Below are 25,400 nucleotides of genomic sequence, written 5' to 3'. Positions count from 1 at the left end.
GATTATAGCGATGGTTTCTCGGCTGTGCTATCCGAAAAATCGGAAACTCGGATCCGCAGGAAGGTCGTACAGAACTCCTCGGCTTCAAGGGGCAGGCTGACGATATAACCCTGGATCTGTTCGCAGCCTTCCAGGGTGAGGAAGGTCTGCTGCTCCTGGTTTTCCACGCCTTCGGCAATCACCGTGAACTGCATGCTGCGCCCCAGGGCGATGATGGCGCGGACAATCGCCACGTCGTGGGGGTCGTCCGGCAGCCCGCGGACAAAGGACTGGTCGATCTTGAGAAAGTCCAGGGGCAGGCGCTTGAGGTAGCTGAGGGACGAATAGCCGGTGCCGAAGTCGTCGATGGCCAGTTGCACGCCCAGGCGCTTGAGCTGATGCAGCACTTCCAGGGCTTCTTCGGCCTGGCTCATGATGAAATTCTCGGTGATCTCCAGCTGTAGCATTCCGGGCTGCAGGTCATAGTCGCGCAGCAGTTGCTCGATGCGCCCCAGCAGGTTGGGCTGGCGCAACTGGGCGCCGGCGAGGTTCACCGACAGCGGGCCGAAATCCTCAAAGCGCCGGTTCCAGTTGTTGAGTTGCAGGCAGGCCTGTTCCAGTACCCAGTCGCCGATCAGCAGGATCATGCCGTTTTCTTCGGCCAGGGGAATGAAGTGCTCTGGGGGCACATCACCGAAAGTGGGGTGATGCCAGCGGATCAGGGCTTCGGCGCCCACCAGCTCGTGGTTGCTGAGGCTGATCTTGGGTTGGAAATACAGTGACAGCTCGTTGCGCTCTATGGCTCGCCGCAGCTCGTGCTCCAGGGCTACCCGTTCGCTGGCCTGGGCGGTCAGGTCGCGGGTGTAGCGCTCCACGCGGTTGCGGCCCTTGGCCTTGGAGCGATACATGGCGGCGTCGGCGTTCTTGATCAGGGTGGCGACATCGCAGCCGTCCTTGGGGTACAGGCTGGTGCCGATGCTGGCACTGATGAAGAACTCGTGTTCGCCGGCCTGGAAGGGGGCGGTAAAGCAGTTCAGCAGCTTGGTGGCGATGTGATCGGCATCGCTGGCCTGGTGCAGGCCCGGCAGCAGGATGATGAATTCGTCGCCACCCAGGCGGGCCACGGTGTCGATATCCCTCAGCTGTTCCTTCAGACGCACGGCGATGCCCTTGAGCAGCAGGTCGCCCACCGGGTGGCCGAGGCTGTCGTTGATGTGCTTGAACCGGTCCAGGTCGAGGAACAGCACCGCGCCCTGGCTGCCGTTGTCCTGTTGGTTATTGAGGGCACTGAGCAGCCGGCTTTCGAACAGGGTGCGATTCGGCAGGCCGGTCAGGGGGTCGTGGTGAGCCTGGTAGTCGAGCCTCGCCTGGGCGTGCTTGAGGCTGGAAATATCGGCGAACACCGCGACGAAATGGGTGATCTGGTTTTCCCGGTTGCGCACCGCATTGATGGTCAGCCAGTTGGGATAAAGCTCACCGTTCTTGCGCCTGTTGGAGATCTCACCCTGCCAGTGGCCCTCCAGGGTCAACTGATGCCACATCGCGGCGTAGAAGGCGCTGTCATGCAGGCCCGAGGCAAGCAGGCGCGGAGTGTGGCCCAGGGCTTCGCGTTCGCTGTAGCCGGTGATTTCGCTGAAGGCGCGATTGACTGCGCTGATGCGCTGCTGGGTATCGGTGATCATCACGCCTTCGGCCGTGCTTTCGAATACGGTCGCCGCCTGTTGCAGCTTCTCCTGCATCAGGCGTCGGTCTGTGATGTCCCGGGCGATGGTCAGCATGCAGTCGTCACCGCCGATGGGCAGTGGCCGGCTCGACAGCTCGCAGAGGCGGATCTGGCCATCGTTGCGCCGGATATGGCAGTTGAAGTCGCGGACGAAACCATCGCGCTGCAGCAGGTCGAGCATCTGCTTGCGCTCATTGAGATTGACCCAGATGCCCAGGTCCAGGGTCGAGCGGTCCAGCGACATGGCGCTGTTGAAGCCGGTGATGCGACTGAAGCCTTCGTTGACCTCGATCAGTAGACCGTCGCGCTGACGGGTCAGCAGCAGGCCATCGGGGGAGGCATGGAAGGCCTTGGCGAACTTCTCCTCGGAGGTCTGCAGTTGTTGCTGGGTCTCCTTGAGTTGGCTGATGTCGCGTACCACTACCACCAGCGCTGGCGTGGTGTCGAGGTCGAAGGGCTCGGCGGAGATCAGGCCGGTGAACAACTGGCCGTTATGCCGGCGAAAGGGCATTTCCAGATTGCGGATGCTGCCGGCCTGCAAGCGTTGCAGCAGCCCCGGCCCGACCCCGGGGATGCCCCAGATATTGAGCTCGGTGGCGGTCTGGCCAACCACGCTTTGCGCGCTCAGGCCGATCTGCTCCTCGAAGGCCTTGTTGACTTCCAGCAGGCAGCCGTCGGACAGCCGGGCAATCACCAGGATGTCCGGACATTGCTGGAACACCGAGGCGAACTTCTGTTCGGACAGGCGCAGGGCCTCTTCGGTGTGCTTGGTCTCGCTGATGTCGATCATCAGCCCGCGCATCACCGGTTCGTGGCCATGCTCGATCAGGCTGACGATGTCGCGCACCCAGAGGCAGCGACCGTCGGCGGCGATCACCCGGTAATCGAGGCTGTGATCCCGCCCGGCCTGCACTTCGTGGTCGCAGAAGGCCTGGGCCCGGGTCAGGTCCGCGGGGTGGATGATGTTGCGCCAGAAACCGGGTATCAGCCAATGGGCCAGGGGATAGCCCAGCAGGGCTTCGGCATGGGGCGAGACATAGCTGTAGGTAAAGTCGCTGATGCGCGCTTCCCAGGCAATCGCGGACAGGCTTTCCACCAGGCTGCGGTAGTGGTATTCGCTGCTGCGCAGTTCCTGTTCCAGGGCGACCCGCCGGGAAATTTCCGAGCTCAAGCGGCGGTTGATACGGATCACCACCGCCAGCACGGTCACCAGCAGCAGAAGACCAGGCAGGCCATACATCAGGACATCCGACCAGAAGGTCCTGTGGTCGAGCACGCTGCCCACCCAGTGTTGCTGGATGGTGCTGATTTCCTCGGGGCTGAGGTCGGCGAGCACCTTGTCGAGAATGCTTACCAGGACCTTGTTTTCCCGCGGGACGCCCATCGCCAACTGATAGCGATAGGGGGTTTCGCCGCTGACGTAGAGACCGTCGAGCTTGAGCTGACGCAGGCTCCAGACACTGGAGGCGAGGTCGCCGACCACGGCGTCCACTTCGTCGGTGGCCAGGGCCTGCAGCGCCGAGCTGACATTGGGCATGGCCACCAGGTTCAGGTCCGGGTGGTGGGTGCGCAACAGTTCGTGAGGGGCGTAGTTTTCCACCACCGCTATCTTGAGGCCGTACAGTTCCTTGAGATTGTGGGGTTGCGCGCCGCCTTCATGGGCGAGGATGACGATGGGGAAGTCCAGGTAAGGCCGGGTGAAGGCCATGTAGCTCTGGCGTTCGGGGGTCGACATGATCCCGGGCAGCAGGTCCAGCTTGCCCTGCTTGGCGTCCTCTAGCACCGCGGTCCAGCTGGCGGGCTCGACGGGCTTGAGGTTTACGGACAGGCGTTCCTGGATCAGGTGGATGTAGTCCGCGGCCAGGCCCTGGTAGCGGCCTTCTTCATCCCGATACTCGAAAGGCGGCCATGAAGCGTCCACACCCAGGCGCAGTTCCGGGTGAGTCTTGAGCCAGCTACGTTCTTCGTCGGTGAGAGTCAGCGCGCCAGCCGTTGCGGTCCAGGTGAGCAGCGCCAGCAGGAGCATGGCCGACAGTCTGGGCATAACCGTCTCGTTATGGCACGGGGAATGTTTCGAGTGTAGACCGGCTATGGGGCGGGGAAGGAAAGAAGGACGGGCTGCAAAAAGCAAAACCCCCAGCTGGGCTGGGGGTCTTGGGCTTACTCGTCGAGGAAGGAGCGCAGATGCTCGCTTCGCGTCGGGTGGCGCAGCTTGCGCAGCGCCTTGGCTTCGATCTGGCGGATCCGCTCACGGGTCACATCGAACTGCTTACCGACTTCCTCGAGGGTATGGTCGGTATTCATGTCGATGCCGAAGCGCATGCGCAGTACCTTGGCTTCACGGGCAGTGAGGCCGGAGAGTACTTCGCGAGTTGCTTCCTTGAGGCTCTCAACCGTGGCGACATCGATTGGCGACTGCATGGTCGAGTCTTCGATGAAGTCGCCCAGATGGGAGTCTTCGTCATCACCGATCGGGGTTTCCATGGAGATCGGCTCTTTGGCGATCTTCAATACCTTGCGGATCTTGTCCTCAGGCATTTCCATGCGTTCGCCCAGCTCTTCCGGAGTCGGTTCGCGACCCATTTCCTGCAGCATCTGCCGGGAAATACGGTTGAGCTTGTTGATCGTCTCGATCATGTGCACCGGAATACGGATGGTGCGGGCCTGGTCGGCGATCGAGCGAGTGATCGCCTGACGGATCCACCAGGTGGCATAAGTCGAGAACTTGTAGCCGCGACGGTATTCGAACTTGTCCACCGCCTTCATCAAGCCGATGTTGCCTTCCTGGATCAGGTCGAGGAACTGCAGGCCACGGTTGGTGTACTTCTTGGCAATGGAGATCACCAGACGCAGGTTGGCTTCAACCATCTCTTTCTTCGCGCGGCGGGCCTTGGCCTCACCGATCGACATGCGACGGTTGATGTCCTTGATCTCGGCGATCTTCAAGCCGGTTTCGACTTCAAGAGCGGTCAGCTTCTGCTGGCAACGGATGATGTCCGGCTGCAGGCGGGCGATGGCTTCGGCGTACTTGCTCTTGCCTTTGGCCAGGACGTCGGTCCAGCTTTCATCCACTTCGTTGCCCGGGAACTGGCGCAGGAAGTCGGCACGTGGCATGCGGGCATCACGCACGCAGAGCTGCATGATGGCGCGTTCCTGCTGGCGCAGGCGATCCAGGGCACTGCGTACACGTTCAACCAGGCCTTCGAATTGCTTCGGAACCAGTTTGATCGGCATGAACAGTTCAGCCAGGGCCAGCATTTCGGCGATGGCTTGCTTGTTCTCGCGGCCGTGTTTCTTCAGCGCCTTGCGGGTGACTTCCATCTGGTCGGCGACGGCGCCAAAGCGCTGTGCGGCGATGACCGGATCCGGACCGCTTTCCGCTTCTTCTTCGTCTTCGGTCGCTTCCGCTTCTTCGTCTTCGCTGTCGTCATCCGCTTTCGCGGTCTTGGTGTCGACAGGCGGTGGCACTTCGGCGGCTGGCGGCGTAATGCCGTCATCCGGGTCGATGTACCCGCTGAGAACGTCGGACAGGCGTCCACCTTCGGTGGTGACGCGAGTGTACTCGGAGAGGATGTGATCAACCGTGCCAGGGAAGTGCGCGATTGCGCCCATCACTTCACGGATACCCTCTTCGATACGCTTGGCGATTTCGATTTCGCCTTCACGTGTGAGCAGCTCTACCGTGCCCATTTCGCGCATGTACATGCGCACTGGGTCGGTAGTGCGACCAATGTCGGTTTCCACAGCCGCCAACGCTGCGGCGGCTTCTTCAGCTGCTGCTTCGTCGGTATCGGCTTCGGCCAACAAAAGGGCATCCGCATCCGGAGCACTCTCGAATACGTTGATCCCCATGTCGTTGATCATGCGGATGATGTCTTCCACCTGTTCCGGATCTGAAATATCCTCCGGCAGGTGGTCGTTGACCTCCGCGTAAGTCAGGTAACCCTGCTCACGTCCACGGCTGATCAACTCTTTGAGGCGAGACTGCTGTTGCGCTTTTCCGGACATAACACCCTATCCACTGAAGGTCTTGGCGGGCAAAAAACAAGCCGAGGATTATACCCGAGCTATGACCTCACGCGCCAGTTGAGGTCGGGTTTGATGCGGGAACATTGCGTTTTAGAAGCTCAACCAGCTGTTTTTTCTCTTCGCTGCTGAGCTCGCTTTGACGCGATTTCCTGAGAAGTTGCTCTAAAACACGCTCGCGTTGGCGAGCTGACAAACTATTAATGGTGTCGAAAAACTGTTGTTCAAGGTTATCTCCGTCGATCAGCCATTCTTTTTCCGCCAATGCGGTGAGCAGATGCCCTTGCTGGGTGCCGTGCCAGCGCGCCATCAATTGATGAATAGAGCGTAGCTTAGGATTTTTCTGCACGGCTTCGATCAGAGCCACCAGCAACTGGGTATTGGTGTTGTCGTCATCGGCAAAATGCCCGGCATCTTCAACTTTTTCTGCCAATTGCGGGTGATGCAGCAAAGTGCGCAAGGCTGAAAGGGTCGGCGGTTCCACTGCAGCGGGAATGCGCGGGCCGCGTGGCTGGTCGCGATCGCCCTGGCGCTTGCCCTTGCCGTTCTTGTCCCAGGGTTTGTTTTCCCACTTCTTGCCGCCGGCATTTTTCTTTGGCGTCCACTCTTGTTGTGGGGCGTACGCCTCCTGGTGCGGCTCATGGTAGTCGGCATAATCCGGCATCGCGTCGTAATCGATGCCTGCGTCGTACGCGGGTGGCGCTTCGGGCGGTGCGCTGTGGGCCAGTTGGTTGACCGTTTCGTTGGTCAGGCCGGTGATTTCGCTCAGGCGCTGGCGCATCAGGGTACGCAGGTTGGCCCCGGGGATTTTCTCGATCAGGGGCGCGGCCAGGGTCGCCAGATGGGCCTTGCCTTCCAGTGAGCGCGGGTCGGCTTCATCGATCAGTTGCTGGAAAAAGTAATCGGCCAGCGGCTGTGCGTGCTGGTTGATTCGAGCGCGGAAGGCATCGGTGCCTTCGGAGCGGACCAGGGTATCCGGATCTTCGCCTTCGGGAAGGAACAGAAAGCGCGCGCGGCGCCCGTCCTGCAAGCAGGTCAGGGTCGCCTCCAGGGCGCGCCAGGCGGCCTTGCGTCCAGCCTGGTCACCGTCGAAGCAGAACAGTACGTTGGGTACGATGCGGAACAGGCGCTTGAGGTGTTCTTCGCTGGTGGCGGTACCCAGGGTGGCCACGGCGTTGCGCAGGCCTTGCTGGGCCAGGGCGATGACGTCCATGTAGCCCTCGACAACGATGATTTCGTCGAGGTTGCGGTTGTTCTTGCGGGCTTCAAACAGGCCGTAGAGTTCCTGGCCCTTGTGAAAGACCGGGGTCTCCGGAGAGTTCAGGTATTTGGGCTTGTCGTCCCCCAGAACCCGGCCGCCGAAGGCGATGATTCGGCCGCGAGTGTCGCGGATCGGGAACATTACCCGGTCGCGAAAGCGGTCATAGCGCTTGCCGGTCTCGGCGTTCTCGATCAGCAGGCCGGCATCGATCATGGCTTTCTGCTGCAGGGTATCGCTGCTCAGGTGTTTGAACAGGTTGTCCCAGCCAGGCGGAGCGAAGCCCAGGCCGAAGTCCCGGGCGATCTCGCCGGTAAGGCCGCGCCCCTTCAGGTAGTCGACCGCAGCCTTGCGCGCTGGATGGCTTTTCAGGGCCTGGCGGTAGTAGTCGGCGGCGGCGGTGAGCAGCGGATACAGCGGTGAGTCGGTGGGTTGCCGAGGCTTGCGCTGGCCGCGGCTGCTCTCTTCGCGGGGGATTTCCATGCCAGCCGCCTTCGCCAGTTCCTCGACGGCCTGGGGAAAGTCCAGGTTGTCGTGGTCCATGATGAAGCCGAGGGCGTTCCCGCCTGCGCCGCAGCCGAAGCAGTAGTAGAACTGCTTGTCGGGGCTGACGCTGAAGGAGGGGGTCTTTTCCTTGTGGAAGGGGCAGCAGGCGGTGTAGTTCTTGCCAGCTTTCTTGATTTGCAGGCGCGAACTGACGACATCGACGATGTCGGTGCGGTTCAGAAGGTCGTCAATAAAGCTCTGGGGAATAAGCCCGGCCATGGCGTTCTCGTCATCACTGCGCGCAAAGATAGCCCTGGCGACACTGTCGAAAGTTCAGGTGGCGGCCAAGCGTGAGGTTGCGCGGCTCGACCCTGGTTTTCGGCGTGATCGCAGTCGGGAAGTGTATCTGCCGAACGTCCACTGACGTTAGTTTCAATCAGTATTCGACTATTTGAAGGTGTTGCGCTGAGTCCGACAGTGGCTTTGGGCTGGCCTCGGATAGCTCATTAAGCGGGCGCTGGAGAAGGGCGCCTTGGGCTGATCGTCTGTAGGAATCAGATAAGGGTGTGCTCGTCAGTAGCCTTGGAAGGCTCGTCAGAAAAGACGTGCACCGCTGGCAAGAAGCCAGGTCTGACGTGGTGAAGCAGAATCGTCTGGGTCGCATGGGCGGCTTCGACGGTGAAGCATCAAGCGTATTCCGCAAATGCCATTAGCCCGGCTGAGGGCCGGGCTTGGCAGAAGCTTGCAACGAACGTCTGTGTATTAGTACAGACGTACGGCGCGGCGCTGTTCGCGCTGAACTTTCTTGGCGTGACGCTTAACAGCAGCAGCTGCTTTGCGCTTACGCTCAGAAGTCGGCTTCTCGTAAAATTCGCGGCTACGAACTTCAGCCAGAACACCGGCTTTTTCGCAGGAGCGCTTGAAACGACGCAGAGCTACGTCGAAGGGTTCGTTCTCTTTAACTTTGACGGCTGGCATCCAGAGCTACCTTCATTCATTACCGGGGTCAACGTTCTCGTCGCAAAAATCGCGGCTGAGGTCGTCGGTTTTTAAGGGTTGCGGATGTTAACCCCTCAACGCTCGGAATGCAAAGCCTCTGATCGAAAACCGCTGGTCGGGCGCGGGAGTGGCGACTATTATGCGCGCCTTCGAATTCAGCCTCTACAAGGCGCAAACCCATGCTAGTACTGGGATTAGAAACGTCCTGCGACGAAACCGGCGTCGCGTTATACGACAGTGAGCGGGGCCTGCTGGCCGACGCGCTGTTCAGCCAGATCGACCTGCATCGCGCCTACGGTGGCGTGGTGCCGGAGCTGGCCTCCCGGGATCACGTCAAGCGCATGCTGCCCTTGATCCGCCAGGTGCTGGCCGAGGCCGACTGCGTGCCTACCGAGATCGACGCGATTGCCTACACCGCTGGCCCCGGCCTTGTCGGTGCCTTGCTGGTGGGGGCTTCCTGCGCCCAGGCGCTGGCCTTTGCCTGGGGCATTCCAGCCCTGGGCGTGCACCATATGGAGGGCCACCTGCTGGCGCCGATGCTGGAGGAGCAACCTCCGCAATTCCCGTTCGTCGCTTTGTTGGTCTCCGGTGGTCATACCCAGTTGGTTCGGGTCGATGGTATCGGCCAATACGAGTTGTTGGGCGAGACCCTGGATGACGCCGCAGGCGAGGCATTCGACAAGACGGCGAAGATGATCGGCCTGAATTATCCGGGCGGCCCCGAGATTGCGCGCCTGGCGACTCAGGGCGTAGCGGGGCGCTTTGTCTTTCCGCGGCCGATGACCGATCGCCCGGGGCTGGATTTCAGCTTCAGCGGCTTGAAAACCTTCGCTTTGAACACCTGGCAGCAGTGCGTCAGCGCTGGAGACGACGGCGAGCAAACCCGTTGCGACATCTCCCTCGCGTTCCAGCAGGCGGTGGTGGAGACTCTGACCATCAAATGCAAGCGTGCCTTGAAGCAGACCGGTCTCAAACGTCTGGTTATTGCAGGAGGTGTAAGTGCCAACAAGGCATTGCGCGCTTCGCTGGAAAAGATGTTGGCTGAAATGAAGGGCAATGTGTTCTACGCCCGTCCCGAGTTCTGCACCGACAACGGAGCGATGATCGCCTTTGCCGGTTGCCAGCGCTTGCAGGCCGGGCAGCAGGAAAGCCTGGCGATCAGCGTACAGGCGCGTTGGCCGATGGAGCAGTTGTCAGCTCTCTGATTTCATGCGGGGAGGCTCGGGCTGAGGCCTTTTCATCTGAGGGATTCAAAAATGCCGTTCGCGCCCGGCAAACAGGTCGCGTAAATTGCCGCGGTGGCGCCAGACGATCAGCAGTGTCAGCACGCTCATCGGCAATAGCGCCTCCGGTTCCTGCCAGGCCAGCAGTGGCAAGGTCAGGGGGGTGGCGATCAGTGCGGCCAGTGAACTGGTACGAGTGAGATAGAAGGTCAGCGCCCAGGCGGCGATGGCCAGCAGCGCGGCCGGGGGGTAGAGCCCCAGCAGCATGCCGGCGGCGGTGGCGACACCCTTGCCGCCGCGGAAGCGGAAGTACAGTGGAAACAGATGGCCGAGGACGGCATAGAGCCCCACCCAGGCCTGTTGTTGCAGGGACAAGCCCGCGAGGTGGGCGATCAGCACAGGCACCAGGCCTTTGCACAGATCTCCCAGCAGGGTCAGGACTGCGAGCTTCTTGCCGGCCAGGCGCAGCATGTTGGTGGCGCCGGCATTACCCGAGCCACTCATTCGCGGGTCGGGATTACCCGTAAGGCGGCTGAGCAAAATGGCGAAGGACAGAGAGCCGAGCAGGTAGGCGAAAATCGCCAGTAACCAAAACATGCTAACTATTCCGGGCGAGGAAGCCCTGATTCTAACGGCGCATTGCGCCCTTGTCGTGCTGCGGAGAAGAGTGCTTGGACAGAGTGTTTATCGAAGGGCTGGAAGTGGACACCGTGATTGGTGCCTACGACTGGGAGCGCGGCATCCGACAGTGCCTGCGTCTTGATCTGAGCTTTGCCTGGGACAATCGCCCGGCAGCTGCTGGAGATGATCTGACGCTGGCATTGGACTATGCCAGTGTCTCCACCCGGATCCAGGCGTTTGCCGAGCATGCCCAGTACCAGTTGGTGGAAACCTTTGCCGAGCGCCTTGCCGAGGTTCTGATGAATGAATTTCACATCCCTTGGTTGCGCTTGAAACTGACCAAGCCTGGCGCCGTCCCGGCTGCCTCGGGTGTGGGTGTGGAGATCGAGCGCGGATGTCGCTGACTCAGGTGTATCTGGGGCTCGGTAGCAATATCGAGCGTGAAGTTCATCTGCGGGCCGGGCTCGATGCCCTGGCCGGTTTTCTGGTGGATATGCGTTGCTCGCCGGTGTTCGAAAGCCAGCCGGTGGGAATCAAGAGCGGCCCATTTTTCAACCTGGTGGTGACGGCTTTTACCGACTTGCCTCTGATCGAGCTGGACCGGCGCCTGAAGTTCATCGAGGCCGATAACGACCGTTATGCCCCTGATCGTAGAGGCCTGCCGCTGGATATCGATGTATTGCTCTACGGTGAACTGACCGGCAATTTCGATGGCCTGATCCTGCCCCGGGCAGAGATTCTGAAGAACGCCTTCGTGCTCTGGCCGCTGTCGCTGATGGCGCCCGAGCGGGTGCATCCGCTGGCGGGCAAGAGCCTCGGGGCGCTTTGGGCCGAGGCGCAGATCGATCAGGTGCTGGCCCCGGTCGCCTTCGAATGGCGGGGCATGCAACTGACCCCTCCAGACCTGTAGCTACCCTCGGCTAATCGCGGACCAGTCGGGGCGGTCCGCGACTCACTCAAGGCGCGTGCTGTTCCTTGTAGGCCTTGATGGCCTTCAGTCGTTCCAGCCTTAGTGCCTCGCCCAGTTGCGGCCCCTTGAACCCCTGTTCCAGCAAGGGTTGAACCGCCACCTTGCGCGCCACCTCGGCGGCTCCTCGCAGGTAATCGGCCTGCGGATAAGGTCGCGACTCCAGCCCAAGACGGCCGCGAGCATCCATTTCGCATGCCGCTATGAACTCTTCGAAACGCTGTGGGCGTCGGAACACGTCGAAACTTTGCAATAGTTCCAGGAGTGTCGAAGCCTTGAGTTCCAGCGCCTTGTGGCCGTGGGTATGGTACTGGCCCACCAGCAGTGCCAGCTCCTGGCATTCCCGGGGCGCCTTGAAGCGTTCATTGACCGCCTTGATCAGTTCCAGGCCTGTGCGCTCATGGCCAATGTGCCGTGGCCACTCCTCCTCGGGTGTCAGGCCCTTGCCCAGGTCGTGGAGCAGGCAGGCCCAGCGCACGCTGAGGGGTTGCTGATGCAACGCGGCTTGCAGCAGAACGCTGAGGGTGTGCGCGCCGGTGTCTATCTCCGGGTGGTGGACCGGGGGCTGAGGTACGCCGAACAGTGCGTCGATTTCGGGCATCAGCACCGCCAGCGCGCCGCAGTCGCGCAATACCTGGATAAAGACCTGGGGCTGATCCTCCATCAGGGCGCGAGATATCTCTTTCCAGCTGCGTTCGGCCGTCAGGGCCTGAAGCTCACCGGATTCACTGAGTTCGCGCATCAGCTCGAGTGTCTCTGGCGCCACGCGAAAACCCAGCCCGGCGTAGCGGGCGGCGAAGCGGGCGACCCGCAGTACTCGCAGGGGATCTTCGGCGAATGCCGGGGAAACGTGGCGCAATAGCCGCTCTTCAAGGTCCTTCTGACCGTTGTAGGGATCGGTGAGGCGGCCCTGTTCATCTTCGGCCATGGCGTTGATGGTCAGGTCGCGACGGATCAGGTCCTCTTCCAGAGTGACTTCCGGGCTGGCATGGAAGGTGAAACCGCCATAACCCCGCCCACTCTTGCGCTCGGTGCGGGCCAGGGCATATTCCTCGCCGCTCTTGGGGTGCAGGAACACCGGGAAGTCCGCGCCCACGGGGCGAAAGCCCTTGGCGAGCATCTCCTCTGCGCTGGCACCCACTACCACCCAGTCGATATCGGTAACCGGCCTGCCGAGCAGGCGGTCGCGCACGGCGCCGCCGACTTTGTAAATCCGCATAAAAAAACCTCCGTTAGCGCGACAGGATAACCCTTGTATCGCGCATCCGGAGGCTTGTTATCGGGCTTAAAGGTGGATAACCGCCAGGTCCAGGCGACCGTAGTCGTTTTCGTTGTGATCACTCTTTGGCGGTACGTGGTGGGTTTTCATCACCTGGTCGCCCTGCAGGGTTTCCAGGTGAATGTCGAAGCCCCAGAGGCGGTGCAGGTGCTTGAGCACTTCGTCGGTGGAATCCCCCAGGGGTTTACGGTCGTGTTGCTGATGACGCAGGGTCAAGGAGCGGTCGCCCCGGCGGTCGATGCTCCAGATCTGCACGTTGGGTTCGCGGTTACCCAGGTTGTATTGCGCGGCCAGGGTTTCACGGATGATCCGATAGCCGCTTTCATCATGGATTGCCGGTACCAGCAGGTCGTCCTTCTGGTCGTCGTCCATGATGCTGAACAGCTTGAGATCGCGGATGACCTTGGGCGACAGGTACTGCAGGATGAAGCTCTCGTCCTTGAAGCTGCTCATGGCGAACTTGATGCTCGACAGCCAGTCGGTGCCGGCCAGTTCCGGGAACCAGCGTCGGTCCTCTTCCGTGGGCTCCTCGCAGATGCGTCGGATATCGCGGTACATGGCAAAGCCCAGGGCATAGGGGTTGATGCCGTTGTAGTAGGGGCTGTCGAAGCCTGGCTGGAATACCACGCTGGTATGGGAGGTGAGGAATTCCATCATGAAGCCATCGGTGACCAGGCCTTCGTCGTACAGATCATTCATCAAGGTGTAGTGCCAGAAGGTAGCCCAGCCTTCGTTCATCACCTGGGTCTGGCGTTGCGGGTAGAAGTACTGGGCGATCTTGCGCACGATGCGCACGATCTCGCGTTGCCAGGGCTCCAGCAGTGGCGCGTGTTTTTCGATGAAATAGAGGATGTTTTCCTGAGGTTCGGCGGGGAAGCGCGCATTGTCCTTGTCGCTGTACTTGTCCGCGCCCTTGGGAATGGTGCGCCACAGGTCGTTGATCTGTTTCTGCAGGTGTTCCTCCCGGTCTTTCTGCCGGCGCCGTTCTTCTTCGGCGGAAATCGGGTAGGGCCGCTTGTAGCGGTCGACACCGTAGTTCATCAAGGCATGGCAGGAGTCCAGCAGATCTTCCACGGCATCGATGCCATGGCGCTCCTCGCATTGCATGATGTACTGCTTGGCGAACACCAGGTAGTCGATGATCGAGCTGGCATCGGTCCAGGTGCGGAACAGGTAGTTGCCCTTGAAGAAGCTGTTGTGGCCATAGCAGGCGTGAGCCACCACCAGCGCCTGCATGCAGATGGTGTTCTCTTCCATCAGATAGGCAATGCAAGGGTCGGAGTTGATGACGATTTCGTAGGCCAGGCCCATCTGGCCCCGGCTGTAGGATTTTTCGGTGCTGAGGAAGTGCTTGCCGTAGGACCAGTGGTGATAGCCCAGGGGCATGCCCACCGAGGCATAGGCGTCCATCATCTGCTCGGCGGTGATCACTTCGATCTGGTTGGGATAGGTGTCCAGGGCATAGCGGGCCGCGATACGGCTGATTTCACGGTCGTAGGCCTGGATCAGCTCGAAGGTCCATTCCGAGCCGGTGGAGATGGGTTGGCGCTTCTGCTCTCTGGCGGTCATGTCACTAACCTGCGCTGGAAGAGTTCACGGAAGACCGGATAGATGTCTCCGGCCGAAACCAGTTGCTGCTGGGCGAATGTATCGGAAAAGGCCTCGGCGATGCGTTCGTACTCGAACCACAGGGCCTGGTGCTCGCGCGGGGTGATTTCCACGTATGTGTAGTACTGCACGAACGGCATGATCTGGTTGATCAGGATGTCGCGGCAGATCGGCGAGTCGTCGTTCCAGTTGTCGCCATCGGAGGCCTGGGCGGCGTAGATGTTCCACTCGTTGCTCGGGTAGCGTTCGGCCATGATCTCCTGCATCAGCTTCAGGGCGCTGGAGACGATGGTGCCGCCGGTTTCCCGTGAATAGAAGAACTCCTCTTCGTCCACTTCCCGGGCACTGGTGTGGTGGCGGATGAACACGACGTCGATCTTGTCGTAATTGCGCTTGAGGAACAGGTACAGAAGGATGAAGAAACGCTTGGCGATGTCCTTGGTGGCCTGGGTCATGGAGCCGGAAACGTCCATCAGGCAGAACATCACCGCCTTGGAGCTGGGGTTGGGCTGTTTCACCAGCAGGTTGTACTTGAGGTCGAAGGTGTCGAGGAAGGGCACGCGGTGAATCCGGGCACTCAGGCGCTCGATTTCCGCCTCAAGCTCCTGGATATCGCCGAAATTGTCCGGTTCTTCCCGCTTCAGGCGCGCCAGTTCTTCCTTGGCTTCGCGCAGCTTGGCCCGGCTGCTGCCGGACAAGGCAATGCGCCGCGCGTGGGCCGACCGCAAGGTACGGATGATATTGATCCGAGCCGGGTTGCCTTCGTTGCTGATCCCGGCTCGTACGGTCTTGAAGGTGTCGGTTCCGGTCAGGTTGCGTTTCACCAGGTTGGGCAGTTCCAGGTCCTCGAACATGAATTCGAGGAATTCCTCCTGGGTGATCTGGAACACGAACTCGTCCATGCCTTCGCCGGAATTGCCGGCCTTGCCCCGGCCGCCACCGCCCCCACCGCCGCCTTGAGGCCTGGCAATGTGCTCGCCGGCAGTGAACTCCTTGTTGCCTGGGTGAACCACGGTCTGCTTGCCGCCACGGCCATGGTGCAGCACCGGCTCGTCGATATCCCGCCCGGGAATGCTGATTTGCTCGCCATGCTCCATATCGGTGATGGAGCGCCGGCTAACCGCCTCTTCGACGGCCTTTTTAATGTGGTCACGGTAGCGCCGCAGAAACCGCTGGCGGTTTACCGTGCTCTTGTTCTTGCCATTGAGACGTCGGTCGATCACATAGCTCATGGGCCCCTCCGGGGAGCTTCAAGACATAAGCTTCAAGCGGTAGGCAGCGTTGCAGCAGAGCCCGCAAGGGCTCTACGGCAAGGTGCCCGCAGCTTGGGGCTAGAAGCTTGCAGCTGCTTTACTGCGACTTTCTGACCCGCAGATACCATTCGGATAGCAGCCGTACCTGTTTGTCGGTGTAGCCGCGCTCGACCATTCGTGTGACGAAGTCGTTGTGCTTCTGCTGATCCTCCTTGCTCGCCTTGGCGTTGAAGCTGATGACCGGCAACAGGTCCTCGGTGTTGGAGAACATTTTCTTCTCGATGACCACCCGCAGCTTCTCGTAGCTGAGCCAGGTGGGGTTCTTGCCGTTGTTGTTGGCCCGGGCGCGCAGGACGAAATTGACGATTTCGTTGCGGAAATCTTTCGGGTTGCTGATCCCGGCCGGTTTTTCGATCTTTTCCAGTTCCTCGTTGAGGGCCACGCGATTGAGGATTTCGCCGGTCTCCGGATCGCGGTATTCCTGATCCTGGATCCAGAAGTCCGCATAGAGCACGTAGCGGTCGAAGATGTTCTGGCCGTACTCGCTGTAGGACTCGAGGTAGGCGGTCTGGATCTCCTTGCCGATGAATTCGATGTAGCGCGGTGCCAGGTATTCCTTGAGGAAGCGCAGGTAGCGCTCGCGGGTTTCTGCCTGGAACTGCTCTTGCTCGATCTGCTGTTCCAGCACGTACAGCAGGTGCACCGGGTTCGCCGCCACTTCGTGAGGGTCGAAGTTGAAGACCTTCGACAGGATCTTGAAGGCAAAGCGAGTCGACAACCCGTTCATCCCCTCATCGACGCCAGCGCTGTCACGGTATTCCTGGATCGACTTGGCCTTGGGATCGGTGTCCTTGAGGTTTTCGCCGTCATACACCCGCATCTTCGAGTAGATGTTGGAGTTCTCCGGCTCCTTGAGGCGCGAAAGCACGGTGAACTGCGCCAGCATCTTCAGGGTGTCGGGGGCGCAGTGGGCCTTGGCCAGGGAGCTGTTGAACAGCAGCTTGTCGTAGATCTTCACCTCATCGGTGACCCGCAGGCAGTACGGCACCTTGACGATATAGATCCGGTCGATGAAGGCTTCGTTGTTCTTGTTGTTGCGGAAGGTGTGCCATTCCGACTCGTTGGAGTGGGCCAGCAGAATGCCGGTAAACGGAATCGCCCCCAGGCCCTCGGTGCTGTTGTAGTTGCCTTCCTGGGTCGCGGTCAGCAATGGGTGCAGCACCTTGATCGGTGCCTTGAACATTTCGACGAACTCCATCAGGCCCTGGTTGGCCCGGCACAACGCCCCGGAGTAGCTGTAGGCGTCGGCGTCGTTCTGGGGGAATTCTTCCAGCTTGCGGATATCCACCTTGCCCACGAGGGCCGAGATGTCCTGGTTGTTCTCATCCCCAGGCTCGGTCTTGGCCACGGCAATCTGGTTGAGGATCGACGGATAGAGTTTCACCACCCGGAACTGGCTGATGTCGCCGCCGAACTCCGACAGGCGCTTGGTGGCCCAGGGCGACATGATGGTGTTGAGGTAACGCCGTGGAATGCCGAAGTCTTCTTCGAGAATCGCGCCATCTTCCGTGGCGTTGAACAGGCCCAGCGGTGATTCGAAGACCGGAGAACCCTTGATGGCGTAGAAGGGCACTTTCTCGATCAGTTGCTTGAGTTTCTCGGCGAGGGAGGATTTACCACCGCCCACCGGCCCCAGCAGATAGAGGATCTGTTTCTTTTCTTCCAGGCCTTGAGCGGCATGACGGAAGTAGGAGACGATCTGATCGATGCATTCTTCCATGCCATGGAAGTCTTCGAACGCCGGATAGCGGCGAATCACTTTGTTGGAGAAGATTCGCGACAGCCTCGAATTGGTCGAGGTATCCAGCAATTCGGGCTCGCCGATGGCCAGCAGCAGGCGCTCGGCGGCCGAGGCGTAGGCGCTTCGATCCTTCTTGCACAGCTCCAGGTATTCCTGCAGCGAAAACTCTTCCTGGCGTGTGGATTCGAAGCGTTGTTGGAAGTGGCTAAAAATACTCATGACGTCACCTCGCTCGATACGTGGAGCCGGCGTCGGATCAGTCAGTCAAGTGCTGGCATGCAGCTGAGTTTCCAGCTGCTGTTTACCCCCCAGAACACTTTCAAAGCTATCGACCTTGAAAGCTAGTACCGATGACCCGCTCGCCGGTGTACCGGCTCTCCCCTGATTTGGATGGCCTGAGGCTAAGGATAGTTCGGAATCCGGGAGGTCAAGGCGAGATGGGGAATTAGTTGCCCGCTACCGTTCGTCTGGTACTGCGTCAGCCCGCGTCGTACGCGGGCTAGAGCGTCGGAAAAAAATTATTCAGGGTTGCCCTGAGCGGTTTCCGCTGGATAAGTGCTGCGCCACAGTTCGAAGCCGCCATCCAGGCTGTAGACATCGGAAAAACCCTGGCTGACCAGGTAGGCCGCCGCGCTCTGGCTCGAGTTTCCGTGGTAGCAAACCACCACTAGCGGAGCGTCGAGGTCAGCAGCACGGATGAAGTCGGAAATGGAGTGATTGTCCAGGTGTTGCGAGCCACTGATGTGGTTCAGCGCGTAGGTTTGCGGATCGCGGATATCCACCACCACGGCACCTTGCTCGCGCAGTGCCTGGGCCTGTTCTGGGGGGATGCGTTTGAATTCGCTCATGGCGGGCTCCTGGAGCTTGATAATCAGCGCCGGCTAGCGCTTTGCCGGTGCCGGCAGGGGTTCGGGGGAAAGAGCGGCGGTGCGGCCCTGGGCATCGCAGTCGCAGGTCAGGCGTACGCCGCTATCGACATTCAGCAGGGTCATGGCCCCGCCCCAGACGCAGCCGCTGTCCAGGGCGAAGATGCCGGGCTCGTTGCAATGGCCTTCCAGGGCTGCCCAGTGGCCGAAGATGATCTTCAGGTCCCGGGTCTTGCGCTCCTTGTGGCTGAACCAGGGGGCGTAGCCCGGAGGCGCGGTGTCCAGGCCCTCCTTGCTCTTGAGGTCCAGCTTGCCGTCGCTGGTACAGAAGCGCATGCGGGTGAAGTAGTTGGTGATGACCCGCAGGCGGGTCACGCCTTTGAGATCACTGTCCCATTTCGCTGGATCATTGCCATACATGCCGTCCAGGAAGGGGTCGAAGAGGTTGTCGTCGCGCAACGCTTCTTCGACCTCGGCGGCACATTTCTGGGCTTTCTTCAGCGACCACTGGGGGGCTATGCCGGCGTGCACCATGGCGATGTTGCGGGCTTCGTCGTAATGCATCAGCTTCTGCTGGCGCAGCCACTGCAAGAGCTCCTCGCAATCGGGAGCCTCCAGGATCTCGCGCAGAGTGTCGGATTTCTTCAGGCGCTCGACGTTGCGCCAGACGGCCAGCAGGTGCAGGTCGTGATTGCCCAGCACGCAGACCAGCGAGTCGCGGATCGAATACAGGTAGCGCAGGGTTTCCAGCGACTGCGGGCCACGGTTGACCAGGTCGCCCACCAGCCACAGGCGATCCCGTGCGGGATCGAAGGCTACTTGTTCAAGCAGGCATTGCAGAGGTTCCAGGCAGCCTTGCAGGTCGCCGACGGCGTAGGTCGCCATCAGTGCAAGGCTCCGGGCACGGCCAGGCGGAAGGGCGCAATGACGGCGTCGAACTGTTTGCCATCCTCGGCGAGCATCTGATAGCTGCCCTGCATGTTGCCAACCCGGGTGGTCATTACCGTGCCGCTGCTGTAGGTGTGGCTTTTGCCTGCGGCGATCAGCGGTTGCTGGCCCACCACGCCGGCACCACGGACCTCTTCGACATGCCCGTCGCCATCGGTGATCACCCAGTGCCGGGACAGCAGCTTGGCTGGAAGGGAGCCATTGTTCTGCACGGTGATGGTGTAGGCGAAAGCGAAGCGGTTCTGCTCGGGTTGCGATTGGTCTGCCAGAAAGCGAGTGACGACGCTGACGTCGACCTGGTAACGAGGATCGGACATGCAAGAGGCCTTTAAAGCAAAGCGGGACGCGGGACAGGACTGATGGAGGTCAGTCTAGGTCAAGTATCGGGTAGTAGACCAGACATCCTGTCTGGCGTCCTACCCGATATCAGCCGAGGGCGTTTCAGTCGGTGGCGGGCTTGGGCTGGTCTGCCAGCTGATCGGCCAGGCGCACGAAGGCGGCCAGGTCCAGTTGCTCGGGACGCAGGCTGCCGTCGACGCCGGCGGCCTCGATCTCGGCGCTGCTGAGCAGTGCCTTGAGGGTGTTGCGCAGGGTCTTGCGGCGCTGGTTGAAGGCTTCGCGCACGATGCGCTCTAGCAGGCGATGATCCTTGGCCGGGTGTGGCAGTACCGCGTGGGGCACCAGGCGCACGATGGCCGAGTCGACTTTTGGCGGCGGATTGAAGGCGCCCGGGCCGACGTTGAACAGGTGCTCCACACGGCAGTGATACTGGACCATGATCGAAAGACGGCCCCAGTCACCACCGCCAGGGCCGGCAGCCAGGCGTTCGACCACTTCCTTTTGCAGCATGAAGTGCATGTCGCGGATCAGTCCGGCGTTCTGCAGCAGGTGGAAGATCAGCGGAGTAGAGATGTTGTAGGGCAGGTTGCCGACCACCCGCAGGCTGCCTGGCGCTGCGCCCAGGGTGTTGAAGTCGAACTTCAGGGCGTCGCCCTGGTGCAGGTTGAAGTTGCTCCTGCCGGCGAACTGCTGGTTGAGGATCGGGATCAGGTCCTTGTCCAGTTCCACCACGTCCAGCTGGGCGCCGCTGCCCAGCAGGCCTTCGGTCAGGGCGCCCTGGCCCGGGCCGATTTCCAGCATGCGGTCCTCGGGCTTGGCGTGGATGGACCGTAGGATGCGGTCGATGACGCCAGCGTCATGCAGGAAGTTCTGGCCGAAGCGCTTGCGCGCCCGGTGTTGGTATTGCTCGGTCATATACGGTTCTCGGCCATCTGGTAGGCGGTTTCCAGGGCGACCTGCAGGCTGCCGGTGTCGATCTTGCCGCTGCCGGCCAGGTCCAGGGCGGTGCCGTGGTCGACGGAGGTGCGGATGATCGGCAAGCCGAGCGTCACGTTGACGGCCGCACCGAAGCCTTTGTACTTCAGCACAGGCAAGCCTTGGTCGTGGTACATCGCCAGCACTGCGTCGCAGTGCTCCAGATATTTGGGGGTAAACAGAGTGTCGGCAGGCAACGGACCGCGCAGGTCCATGCCTTCGGTGCGCAGGCGCTCTAGGGTAGGTTCGATGATGTCGATTTCTTCGCGGCCCAGGTGACCGCCTTCACCGGCGTGGGGGTTGAGCCCGCAGACCAGGATGCGTGGCCGGGCGATGCCGAACTTGTGCTGCAGGTCGGCATGCAGGATCCGCGTGACCCGCTCCAGGCGCTCGACAGTGATGGCGTCGGCGATTTCCCGCAAGGGCAGGTGGGTGGTTACCAGCGCCACGCGCAGGCCGTGGGTGGCCAGCATCATCACCACTTGCTCGGTGTGGGTCAGGTCGGCGAGGAATTCGGTATGGCCGGAAAAGGCGATCCCGGAGTCGTTGATCACGCCTTTGTGCACGGGGGCGGTGATCATGCCGGCAAAGTGCCCGTCCAGGCAGCCCTGGCCGGCGCGGGTCAGGGTTTGCAGGACAAAAGCCGCATTGGCCTGGTCTAGCTGGCCGCTGATCACTGGTTTGGCCAGGGGCGTGTCCCAGACATACAGGCTGTTCGCCGGGGCGGGTTCAGTCGGCAGTTGCTCCAGGGTTACCGGCAGCAGATCGACGGCCACGCCCAGCTGCGCGGCCCGCTCGAGGAGCAGGTCGCGGCTGGTAATGGCAATCAGGGGGTGAGGCTGGGGTTGCGAAGCGAGCAGCAGGCACAGGTCAGGACCTATACCCGCCGGTTCGCCGGGTGTCAGAGCGAAACGTCTGGGTTTCACTGTGCGGCCTGTTCAGCGCCGGGCAGCTTGATTTCGACGTAGGCCTCGTCACGGATCTGCCGCAACCAGGTCTGCAGCTCTTCGTCGTACTTGCGGTTACGCAGGACGGTCATGGCTTGCTGTTCGCGGGCCTGGCTGGTGCTGTCGGTGGCGCGACGGCCAAGGACTTCCAGTACGTGCCAGCCGTAAGGGCTCTTGAAGGGCTTGGACAGTTGACCTTGTGGGGTCTTGGCCATCACTTCGCGGAATTCCGGCACCAGGGCGTTCGGGTCGATCCAGTTGAGGTCGCCGCCGTTGAGGGCGGAGCCTGGGTCTTCCGAGTAGCTTTTCGCCAGTTCGGCGAAGTCTTCGCCGGCCTCGATGCGATCGTAGAGTTTCTGCGCCAGGCGCTTGGTCTCTTCTTCGCTGCGAATTTCGCTTGGCTTGATCAGGATGTGACGCACGTGCACTTCGTCACGCACCTGATTGCCGCCGCCACGCTTGTCCAGCAGCTTGAGGATGATGAAGCCGCCAGGGGTACGGGCCGGTTGGGTAATGTCGCCCACGGCCATGGCGCTCAGTTCGCGATCGAATGGAGGGGGCAGTTGAGCCGCTTTGCGCCAGCCCATGTCGCCGCCTTCCAGAGCGTTGTCGCTGCCGGAGCGGGCGATTGCCAGCTGGGCGAAGTCTGCACCCTGCTTGAGCTGTTGGTACACCTCCATGGCCTGGCGGGCAGCACTCTGAATGGCTTCGGAGTTGGCGCTTTCCGGGGTCGGGATCAGGATGTTGGCCAGGTGCAGTTCTTCGGAGAGCTGCATCTTGCCCAGGTCCGAGGCCAGGAAGTTCTTCACTTCCTGTTCCGATACCTGGATGCGTTCGGCCACACGGCGCTGGCGCACGCGGCTGATGATCATCTCGCGGCGAACCTGGTCACGGGCGTCCTCATAAGAGAGACCATCGTGGGCCAGGGCGGCACGGAATTGCTCGATGCTCATGCTGTTGCGCTGGGCAATGGTGCCGATCGCCTGGTTCAGTTCTTCATCGGTGATGCGGATGCCGGAGCGTTCGCCAATCTGCAGTTGCAGGTTTTCAACGATCAGGCGTTCCAGAACCTGTTGCTCCAGGACGCTGGTAGGCGGTACACCACCGCCACGCTTGGCGATGGTTTGCTGGACTTCGTGAACCCGTTGGTCCAACTGGCTCTGCATGACCACGTCGTTGTCGACGATGGCCACGACCTTGTCGATGGACTGTACTGCGGCGCTGGCCGCAGTACTCAGGAACAGCGCGCCCAGCATCAGCGGGCGCAGACAATCAGAAAGCTTGGTCTTCACGTTCACGATAACCTTGGATGCCTTTGTCGAGGAAGCTCTCTACTTTGGTGCCCATGACGCCACCGAGACCCTTCAGAACAATTTGGAGGAAGATGCCGCGGTCGCCTTTTTCGTTCTCCGGAGCGTTCTGACTGAACTCGTCATACTTGACCCAGTAACGGCTGATCAGGCGCAGTTTCCAGCAGCAGTTGTCGTATTCGAAACCACCGAAGGCCTCGAGCGTGCGGTTACGGTTGTAGTCGTACTGCCAACGGCTGATGGCGTTCCATTGCGGCACGATCGGCCAGATCACCGAGAAGTCATGCTGTTGGATCTTGTAGTAGTCCTTCACGTAGCCAGGCTGGCCTGGAGTGCCGTAGTCGCCACCCATTTTCCAGGTACCGCTGTTCTGGTCGTAGCGAATCTGGTCGTTACGATAGCGATAGCCGGCGTTGACCACCTTGTTCGGGTTGTCTTCAGGCTGATAGTGGAACATCGCACTGCCGGAACGCGGGCTGTGGCTGTCCGGATCCCAGTTGTAGTCGGCAGTCGCACGCCAGTCGCGGTTGTAGCGGTATTCGTACTCAAGTGCGTAAGGCGAGACGTTCGAGGTGGCGTCCGCGCGGGTGCGGTAATCGATGCCCGGGAGCTGGACGGTACGGTCCTTGAAGTACAGAGCCTGGCCGACGCTGATGCGCTGGCGTTGGAAACCGTTGTCTTCGATCCAGCGGCTGGTCACACCCAAGGACAGCTTGTTCTCGTCGCCGACACGGTCAGAGCCGGAAAAGCGGTTGTCGCGGAACAAGGAGGCGTAGTTGAACGTGGGCTCGCCAGTATCGAATACCGGGATGTCTTTCTGATCCTCTTCAGGAACGTAGAGGTAGAACGCGCGTGGTTCCAGGGTTTGACGATAGTTCTTGCCAAACCATTGGGTGTTGCGGTCGAAGTACAGGCCACCGTCGAGGCTGGCAATCGGAACGCTGCGATTTTGTGAACGGTTGTAGGTTTCCCCTACAAGCAGGCTGTCCTTACCCTTTTGGTCCAGATCAAGATTGTACTGGGTGTACATGTACTTCAAGGATGGCGTCAGGTAACCGTAGCTCCAGTTCAGCGGCAGGCTGACACCAGGCTTGAGATTCAGGCGATCACCATTCGAACGGGCCAGGCCTGCAACGTTCTCGTCCAAGCGTGTATTACCGATCGGGAAGCCGCTGCTGTCGAATGGGCCACCATCCTTATCAAAATAGCGGCCTTTTAGCAGATCCCGCTCAAAGCGCACCAGCTCGGTCTCATAGGTGAAGTCCAGACCTTGCGGATGGTATGGCAGCGCACCGTTGAAGGTGATCTGCGGCAGGCGGTTGTACGGAGTGATGTTGGCCACGCTGGCCAGCTCGTACGCCTGTACGTTCAGGCGTGCGGTGTAGCTGTCGCCACGGTAGGTCACGGCACCTTGCTGGTTGACGTAATCGGTGGACTTCACGCCGATCTGGTCGGTCTGCAGGTCCTGGAAGTAGTACGGATCGCTGATCTTGGTGTAGTCGACTTCGGTCATCAGGCGCGAATCAAGCCCGCCCTTGTGCTGCCAGTTGAGCATGTAGCGGGTTTTTTCGTAGTCGGTTTGCTTCTTGCGATCGGTGTCGTCGTCGTTGAGGTAGGCCGCGCCGAACTGACCTTCGCTGCTTTTGGTCAGGTAGCGGAACTCGCCTTCCATCAACAGGCCGCGCTTGGCCATGTAGCGTGGGTACAACGTGGCGTCGTAGTTGGGCGCCAGGTTGAAGTAGTACGGGGTCACCAGCATGAAGCCGGTATCGCTGCCGGTACTGAAGCTAGGTGGCAGGAAGCCGGACTGGCGACGATCGTCGATCGGGAAGTAGATATACGGGGTGTAGAGCACCGGAATATCTTTGACCCGAAGGGTCACGTTGGTCGCGGTACCGAAGCCGGTGGCCGGGTTCAAGGTGATGTTGTTGCCCTTGAGCTGCCAGGCGTTGCTGTTCGGCTCGCACGTGGTGTACGTACCATCCTTGAGGCGGATGATGGCGTTTTCCGCACGCTTGGCGTACAGCGCATTACCGCGGACGCGGGATTTGTGCAGTACGTACTCGGCGTTGTCGACCTTGGCTTCACCGGTATCCAGCTGGATGTCGGCGTGGTCGCCCACCAGCAGCGCGCCATTGTCGCGTACGCGCACGTTGCCGCTCAGTTCGCCGCGGTTCTCGGCCTGGTACAGGCTGGCCTCGTCGGCCTCGACCTGCATGCTGCCCTGGCGCATGACCACGTCACCGGCCAGGGTCGCCACCTGTTCTTCCTGCTGATAGCGGGAAGCCTTGGCGCCGATAAAGGTCGGAGCGTCACTTTTATTCGTCTTGTCATTCATGCCAGGACGAATCGGTTCGATATAGGAACCAGAGCAGTAAGGACCGGTCTCGGCCAATTGAGCGGCGGTGAGCTTCTCACGCGGTACCCAGTCGAGGTGGCTGTAGTCCGCACTGCGGGACTTCAGGCCACGGCCCTTGGCCTCGGTCACCAGCTTCGACTTGTCGCCGCTGGCTTCTTCGCCCGTAGCATCGGCTGCCGTGGCAACGCTGGAGCTGACCGAGTTGGCGTCGTGGACCGGGCGCGGCGGCAGTTGGGCGGCGCTGGTTTTCGGCGCACAGGCCCAGCCACCCGAAGCAGAGACTGAGCAGTCATACTGTTCCGCGGCGACCACGAAGGAAGTGGCTAGAGGTTGCAGGGCCAGCAAACTGCCGGTAACCAGCAACGGAAATTTTTTACGAAACGCGGGGGATTTCAATGCCATCTTATTAGTCCGGGCTTCCTGCGTGCCATCT

General features: G+C 60.8%; 19 protein-coding genes. 3 read left to right on the top strand and 16 right to left on the bottom strand.

Annotation, left to right across the window (positions count from 1 at the left end; genetic code table 11):
* Positions 1–2: 2 nt before the first annotated feature.
* The 4 genes from AC1RCO_RS13260 to rpsU all read right to left on the bottom strand — a co-directional run bounded on the left by AC1RCO_RS13260 (position 3) and on the right by rpsU (position 8,450).
* Positions 3–3,746: an EAL domain-containing protein gene (locus AC1RCO_RS13260; RefSeq protein ID WP_065365130.1), complete on the bottom strand. Its 3,744-nt coding sequence runs from the start codon at positions 3,744–3,746 to the stop codon at positions 3–5.
* A 116-nt stretch (positions 3,747–3,862) separates the two neighbouring features.
* Positions 3,863–5,710, bottom strand: coding sequence for an RNA polymerase sigma factor RpoD (rpoD, locus tag AC1RCO_RS13255; protein WP_410036825.1), 1,848 nt, complete (start codon positions 5,708–5,710; stop codon positions 3,863–3,865).
* 67 nt (positions 5,711–5,777) lie between these two features.
* Entirely contained in the window at positions 5,778–7,751 is a 1,974-nt protein-coding gene (gene dnaG, locus AC1RCO_RS13250; RefSeq protein ID WP_019094980.1) for a DNA primase, read from the bottom strand.
* Positions 7,752–8,234: 483 nt separating this feature from the next.
* Positions 8,235–8,450 (bottom strand): 30S ribosomal protein S21, encoded by a 216-nt coding sequence (gene rpsU / locus AC1RCO_RS13245; protein ID WP_002551877.1) that lies wholly within the window; start codon positions 8,448–8,450, stop codon positions 8,235–8,237.
* 200 nt (positions 8,451–8,650) lie between these two features.
* Here rpsU and tsaD point away from each other — a divergent pair, with 200 nt between their 5' ends.
* Positions 8,651–9,676, top strand: coding sequence for a tRNA (adenosine(37)-N6)-threonylcarbamoyltransferase complex transferase subunit TsaD (tsaD, locus tag AC1RCO_RS13240; RefSeq protein ID WP_011063838.1), 1,026 nt, complete (start codon positions 8,651–8,653; stop codon positions 9,674–9,676).
* Positions 9,677–9,721: 45 nt separating this feature from the next.
* Here the strand turns inward: tsaD and plsY are convergent, their stop codons facing one another.
* Positions 9,722–10,291, bottom strand: coding sequence for a glycerol-3-phosphate 1-O-acyltransferase PlsY (gene plsY / locus AC1RCO_RS13235; RefSeq protein ID WP_019094979.1), 570 nt, complete (start codon positions 10,289–10,291; stop codon positions 9,722–9,724).
* Positions 10,292–10,365: 74 nt separating this feature from the next.
* Here plsY and folB point away from each other — a divergent pair, with 74 nt between their 5' ends.
* Both folB and folK read left to right on the top strand, forming a co-directional pair.
* On the top strand, positions 10,366–10,719 hold the full coding sequence (folB, locus tag AC1RCO_RS13230; RefSeq protein ID WP_011063836.1) for a dihydroneopterin aldolase: 354 nt from the start codon (positions 10,366–10,368) through the stop codon (positions 10,717–10,719).
* Positions 10,710–11,225, top strand: a complete 516-nt coding sequence (gene folK, locus AC1RCO_RS13225; RefSeq protein ID WP_220223364.1) for a 2-amino-4-hydroxy-6-hydroxymethyldihydropteridine diphosphokinase — start codon at positions 10,710–10,712, stop codon at positions 11,223–11,225. The genes folB and folK overlap by 10 nt, the downstream gene beginning before the upstream one ends.
* A 46-nt stretch (positions 11,226–11,271) precedes the next feature.
* Here folK and AC1RCO_RS13220 read toward each other — a convergent pair whose 3' ends face one another.
* The 11 genes from AC1RCO_RS13220 to AC1RCO_RS13170 form a co-directional block, all read right to left on the bottom strand.
* Positions 11,272–12,501 carry a multifunctional CCA addition/repair protein gene (locus AC1RCO_RS13220; RefSeq protein ID WP_220223363.1) on the bottom strand — a complete coding sequence of 410 codons (1,230 nt, stop codon included), beginning with the start codon at positions 12,499–12,501 and terminating at the stop codon, positions 11,272–11,274.
* 66 nt (positions 12,502–12,567) lie between these two features.
* Positions 12,568–14,130, bottom strand: a complete 1,563-nt coding sequence (locus AC1RCO_RS13215) for a SpoVR family protein (protein ID WP_011063833.1) — start codon at positions 14,128–14,130, stop codon at positions 12,568–12,570.
* Positions 14,127–15,401: a YeaH/YhbH family protein gene (locus AC1RCO_RS13210; protein WP_011063832.1), complete on the bottom strand. Its 1,275-nt coding sequence runs from the start codon at positions 15,399–15,401 to the stop codon at positions 14,127–14,129. The genes AC1RCO_RS13215 and AC1RCO_RS13210 overlap by 4 nt, the downstream gene beginning before the upstream one ends.
* 118 nt (positions 15,402–15,519) lie before the next feature.
* Entirely contained in the window at positions 15,520–17,442 is a 1,923-nt protein-coding gene (locus AC1RCO_RS13205) for a PrkA family serine protein kinase (protein ID WP_011063831.1), read from the bottom strand.
* A 299-nt stretch (positions 17,443–17,741) separates the two neighbouring features.
* Positions 17,742–18,071, bottom strand: a complete 330-nt coding sequence (glpE, locus tag AC1RCO_RS13200) for a thiosulfate sulfurtransferase GlpE (protein WP_011063830.1) — start codon at positions 18,069–18,071, stop codon at positions 17,742–17,744.
* 33 nt (positions 18,072–18,104) lie between these two features.
* Positions 18,105–18,974: a symmetrical bis(5'-nucleosyl)-tetraphosphatase gene (locus tag AC1RCO_RS13195; RefSeq protein ID WP_015637253.1), complete on the bottom strand. Its 870-nt coding sequence runs from the start codon at positions 18,972–18,974 to the stop codon at positions 18,105–18,107.
* Positions 18,974–19,354: a Co2+/Mg2+ efflux protein ApaG gene (gene apaG / locus AC1RCO_RS13190; RefSeq protein WP_011063828.1), complete on the bottom strand. Its 381-nt coding sequence runs from the start codon at positions 19,352–19,354 to the stop codon at positions 18,974–18,976. The genes AC1RCO_RS13195 and apaG overlap by 1 nt, the downstream gene beginning before the upstream one ends.
* Before the next feature lie 124 nt (positions 19,355–19,478).
* Positions 19,479–20,291, bottom strand: coding sequence for a 16S rRNA (adenine(1518)-N(6)/adenine(1519)-N(6))-dimethyltransferase RsmA (gene rsmA / locus AC1RCO_RS13185; protein WP_492617785.1), 813 nt, complete (start codon positions 20,289–20,291; stop codon positions 19,479–19,481).
* The gene (gene pdxA / locus AC1RCO_RS13180) at positions 20,288–21,277 is read right to left on the bottom strand and encodes a 4-hydroxythreonine-4-phosphate dehydrogenase PdxA (protein WP_015637252.1); all 990 of its coding nucleotides are present in this window, start codon (positions 21,275–21,277) and stop codon (positions 20,288–20,290) included. Before pdxA ends, rsmA begins: the two co-directional genes overlap by 4 nt.
* Entirely contained in the window at positions 21,274–22,590 is a 1,317-nt protein-coding gene (surA, locus tag AC1RCO_RS13175) for a peptidylprolyl isomerase SurA (protein ID WP_036997049.1), read from the bottom strand. Before surA ends, pdxA begins: the two co-directional genes overlap by 4 nt.
* On the bottom strand, positions 22,571–25,369 hold the full coding sequence (locus AC1RCO_RS13170; RefSeq protein WP_065365137.1) for an LPS-assembly protein LptD: 2,799 nt from the start codon (positions 25,367–25,369) through the stop codon (positions 22,571–22,573). The genes surA and AC1RCO_RS13170 overlap by 20 nt, the downstream gene beginning before the upstream one ends.
* Between the last annotated feature and the right edge of the window lie 31 nt (positions 25,370–25,400).

The organism is Pseudomonas sp. GW823-FHT03E05 (assembly GCF_058796855.1).
Note: the sequence above shows the minus strand (reverse complement) of the source record. Positions and strands in the feature narration are given on the sequence as shown.

Bases quoted from the DNA above. Each gene is read 5' to 3' on its own strand.
- AC1RCO_RS13260 (WP_065365130.1), bottom strand. From the start codon at position 3,746: ATGCCCAGACTGTCGGCCATGCTCCTGCTGGCGCTGCTCACCTGGACC.
- rpoD (WP_410036825.1), bottom strand. From the start codon at position 5,710: ATGTCCGGAAAAGCGCAACAGCAGTCTCGCCTCAAAGAGTTGATCAGC.
- dnaG (WP_019094980.1), bottom strand. From the start codon at position 7,751: ATGGCCGGGCTTATTCCCCAGAGCTTTATTGACGACCTTCTGAACCGC.
- rpsU (WP_002551877.1), bottom strand. From the start codon at position 8,450: ATGCCAGCCGTCAAAGTTAAAGAGAACGAACCCTTCGACGTAGCTCTG.
- tsaD (WP_011063838.1), top strand. From the start codon at position 8,651: ATGCTAGTACTGGGATTAGAAACGTCCTGCGACGAAACCGGCGTCGCG.
- plsY (WP_019094979.1), bottom strand. From the start codon at position 10,291: ATGTTTTGGTTACTGGCGATTTTCGCCTACCTGCTCGGCTCTCTGTCC.
- folK (WP_220223364.1), top strand. From the start codon at position 10,710: ATGTCGCTGACTCAGGTGTATCTGGGGCTCGGTAGCAATATCGAGCGT.
- AC1RCO_RS13220 (WP_220223363.1), bottom strand. From the start codon at position 12,501: ATGCGGATTTACAAAGTCGGCGGCGCCGTGCGCGACCGCCTGCTCGGC.
- AC1RCO_RS13215 (WP_011063833.1), bottom strand. From the start codon at position 14,130: ATGACCGCCAGAGAGCAGAAGCGCCAACCCATCTCCACCGGCTCGGAA.
- AC1RCO_RS13210 (WP_011063832.1), bottom strand. From the start codon at position 15,401: ATGAGCTATGTGATCGACCGACGTCTCAATGGCAAGAACAAGAGCACG.
- AC1RCO_RS13205 (WP_011063831.1), bottom strand. From the start codon at position 17,442: ATGAGTATTTTTAGCCACTTCCAACAACGCTTCGAATCCACACGCCAG.
- glpE (WP_011063830.1), bottom strand. From the start codon at position 18,071: ATGAGCGAATTCAAACGCATCCCCCCAGAACAGGCCCAGGCACTGCGC.
- AC1RCO_RS13195 (WP_015637253.1), bottom strand. From the start codon at position 18,974: ATGGCGACCTACGCCGTCGGCGACCTGCAAGGCTGCCTGGAACCTCTG.
- apaG (WP_011063828.1), bottom strand. From the start codon at position 19,354: ATGTCCGATCCTCGTTACCAGGTCGACGTCAGCGTCGTCACTCGCTTT.
- rsmA (WP_492617785.1), bottom strand. From the start codon at position 20,291: ATGACCGAGCAATACCAACACCGGGCGCGCAAGCGCTTCGGCCAGAAC.
- AC1RCO_RS13170 (WP_065365137.1), bottom strand. From the start codon at position 25,369: ATGGCATTGAAATCCCCCGCGTTTCGTAAAAAATTTCCGTTGCTGGTT.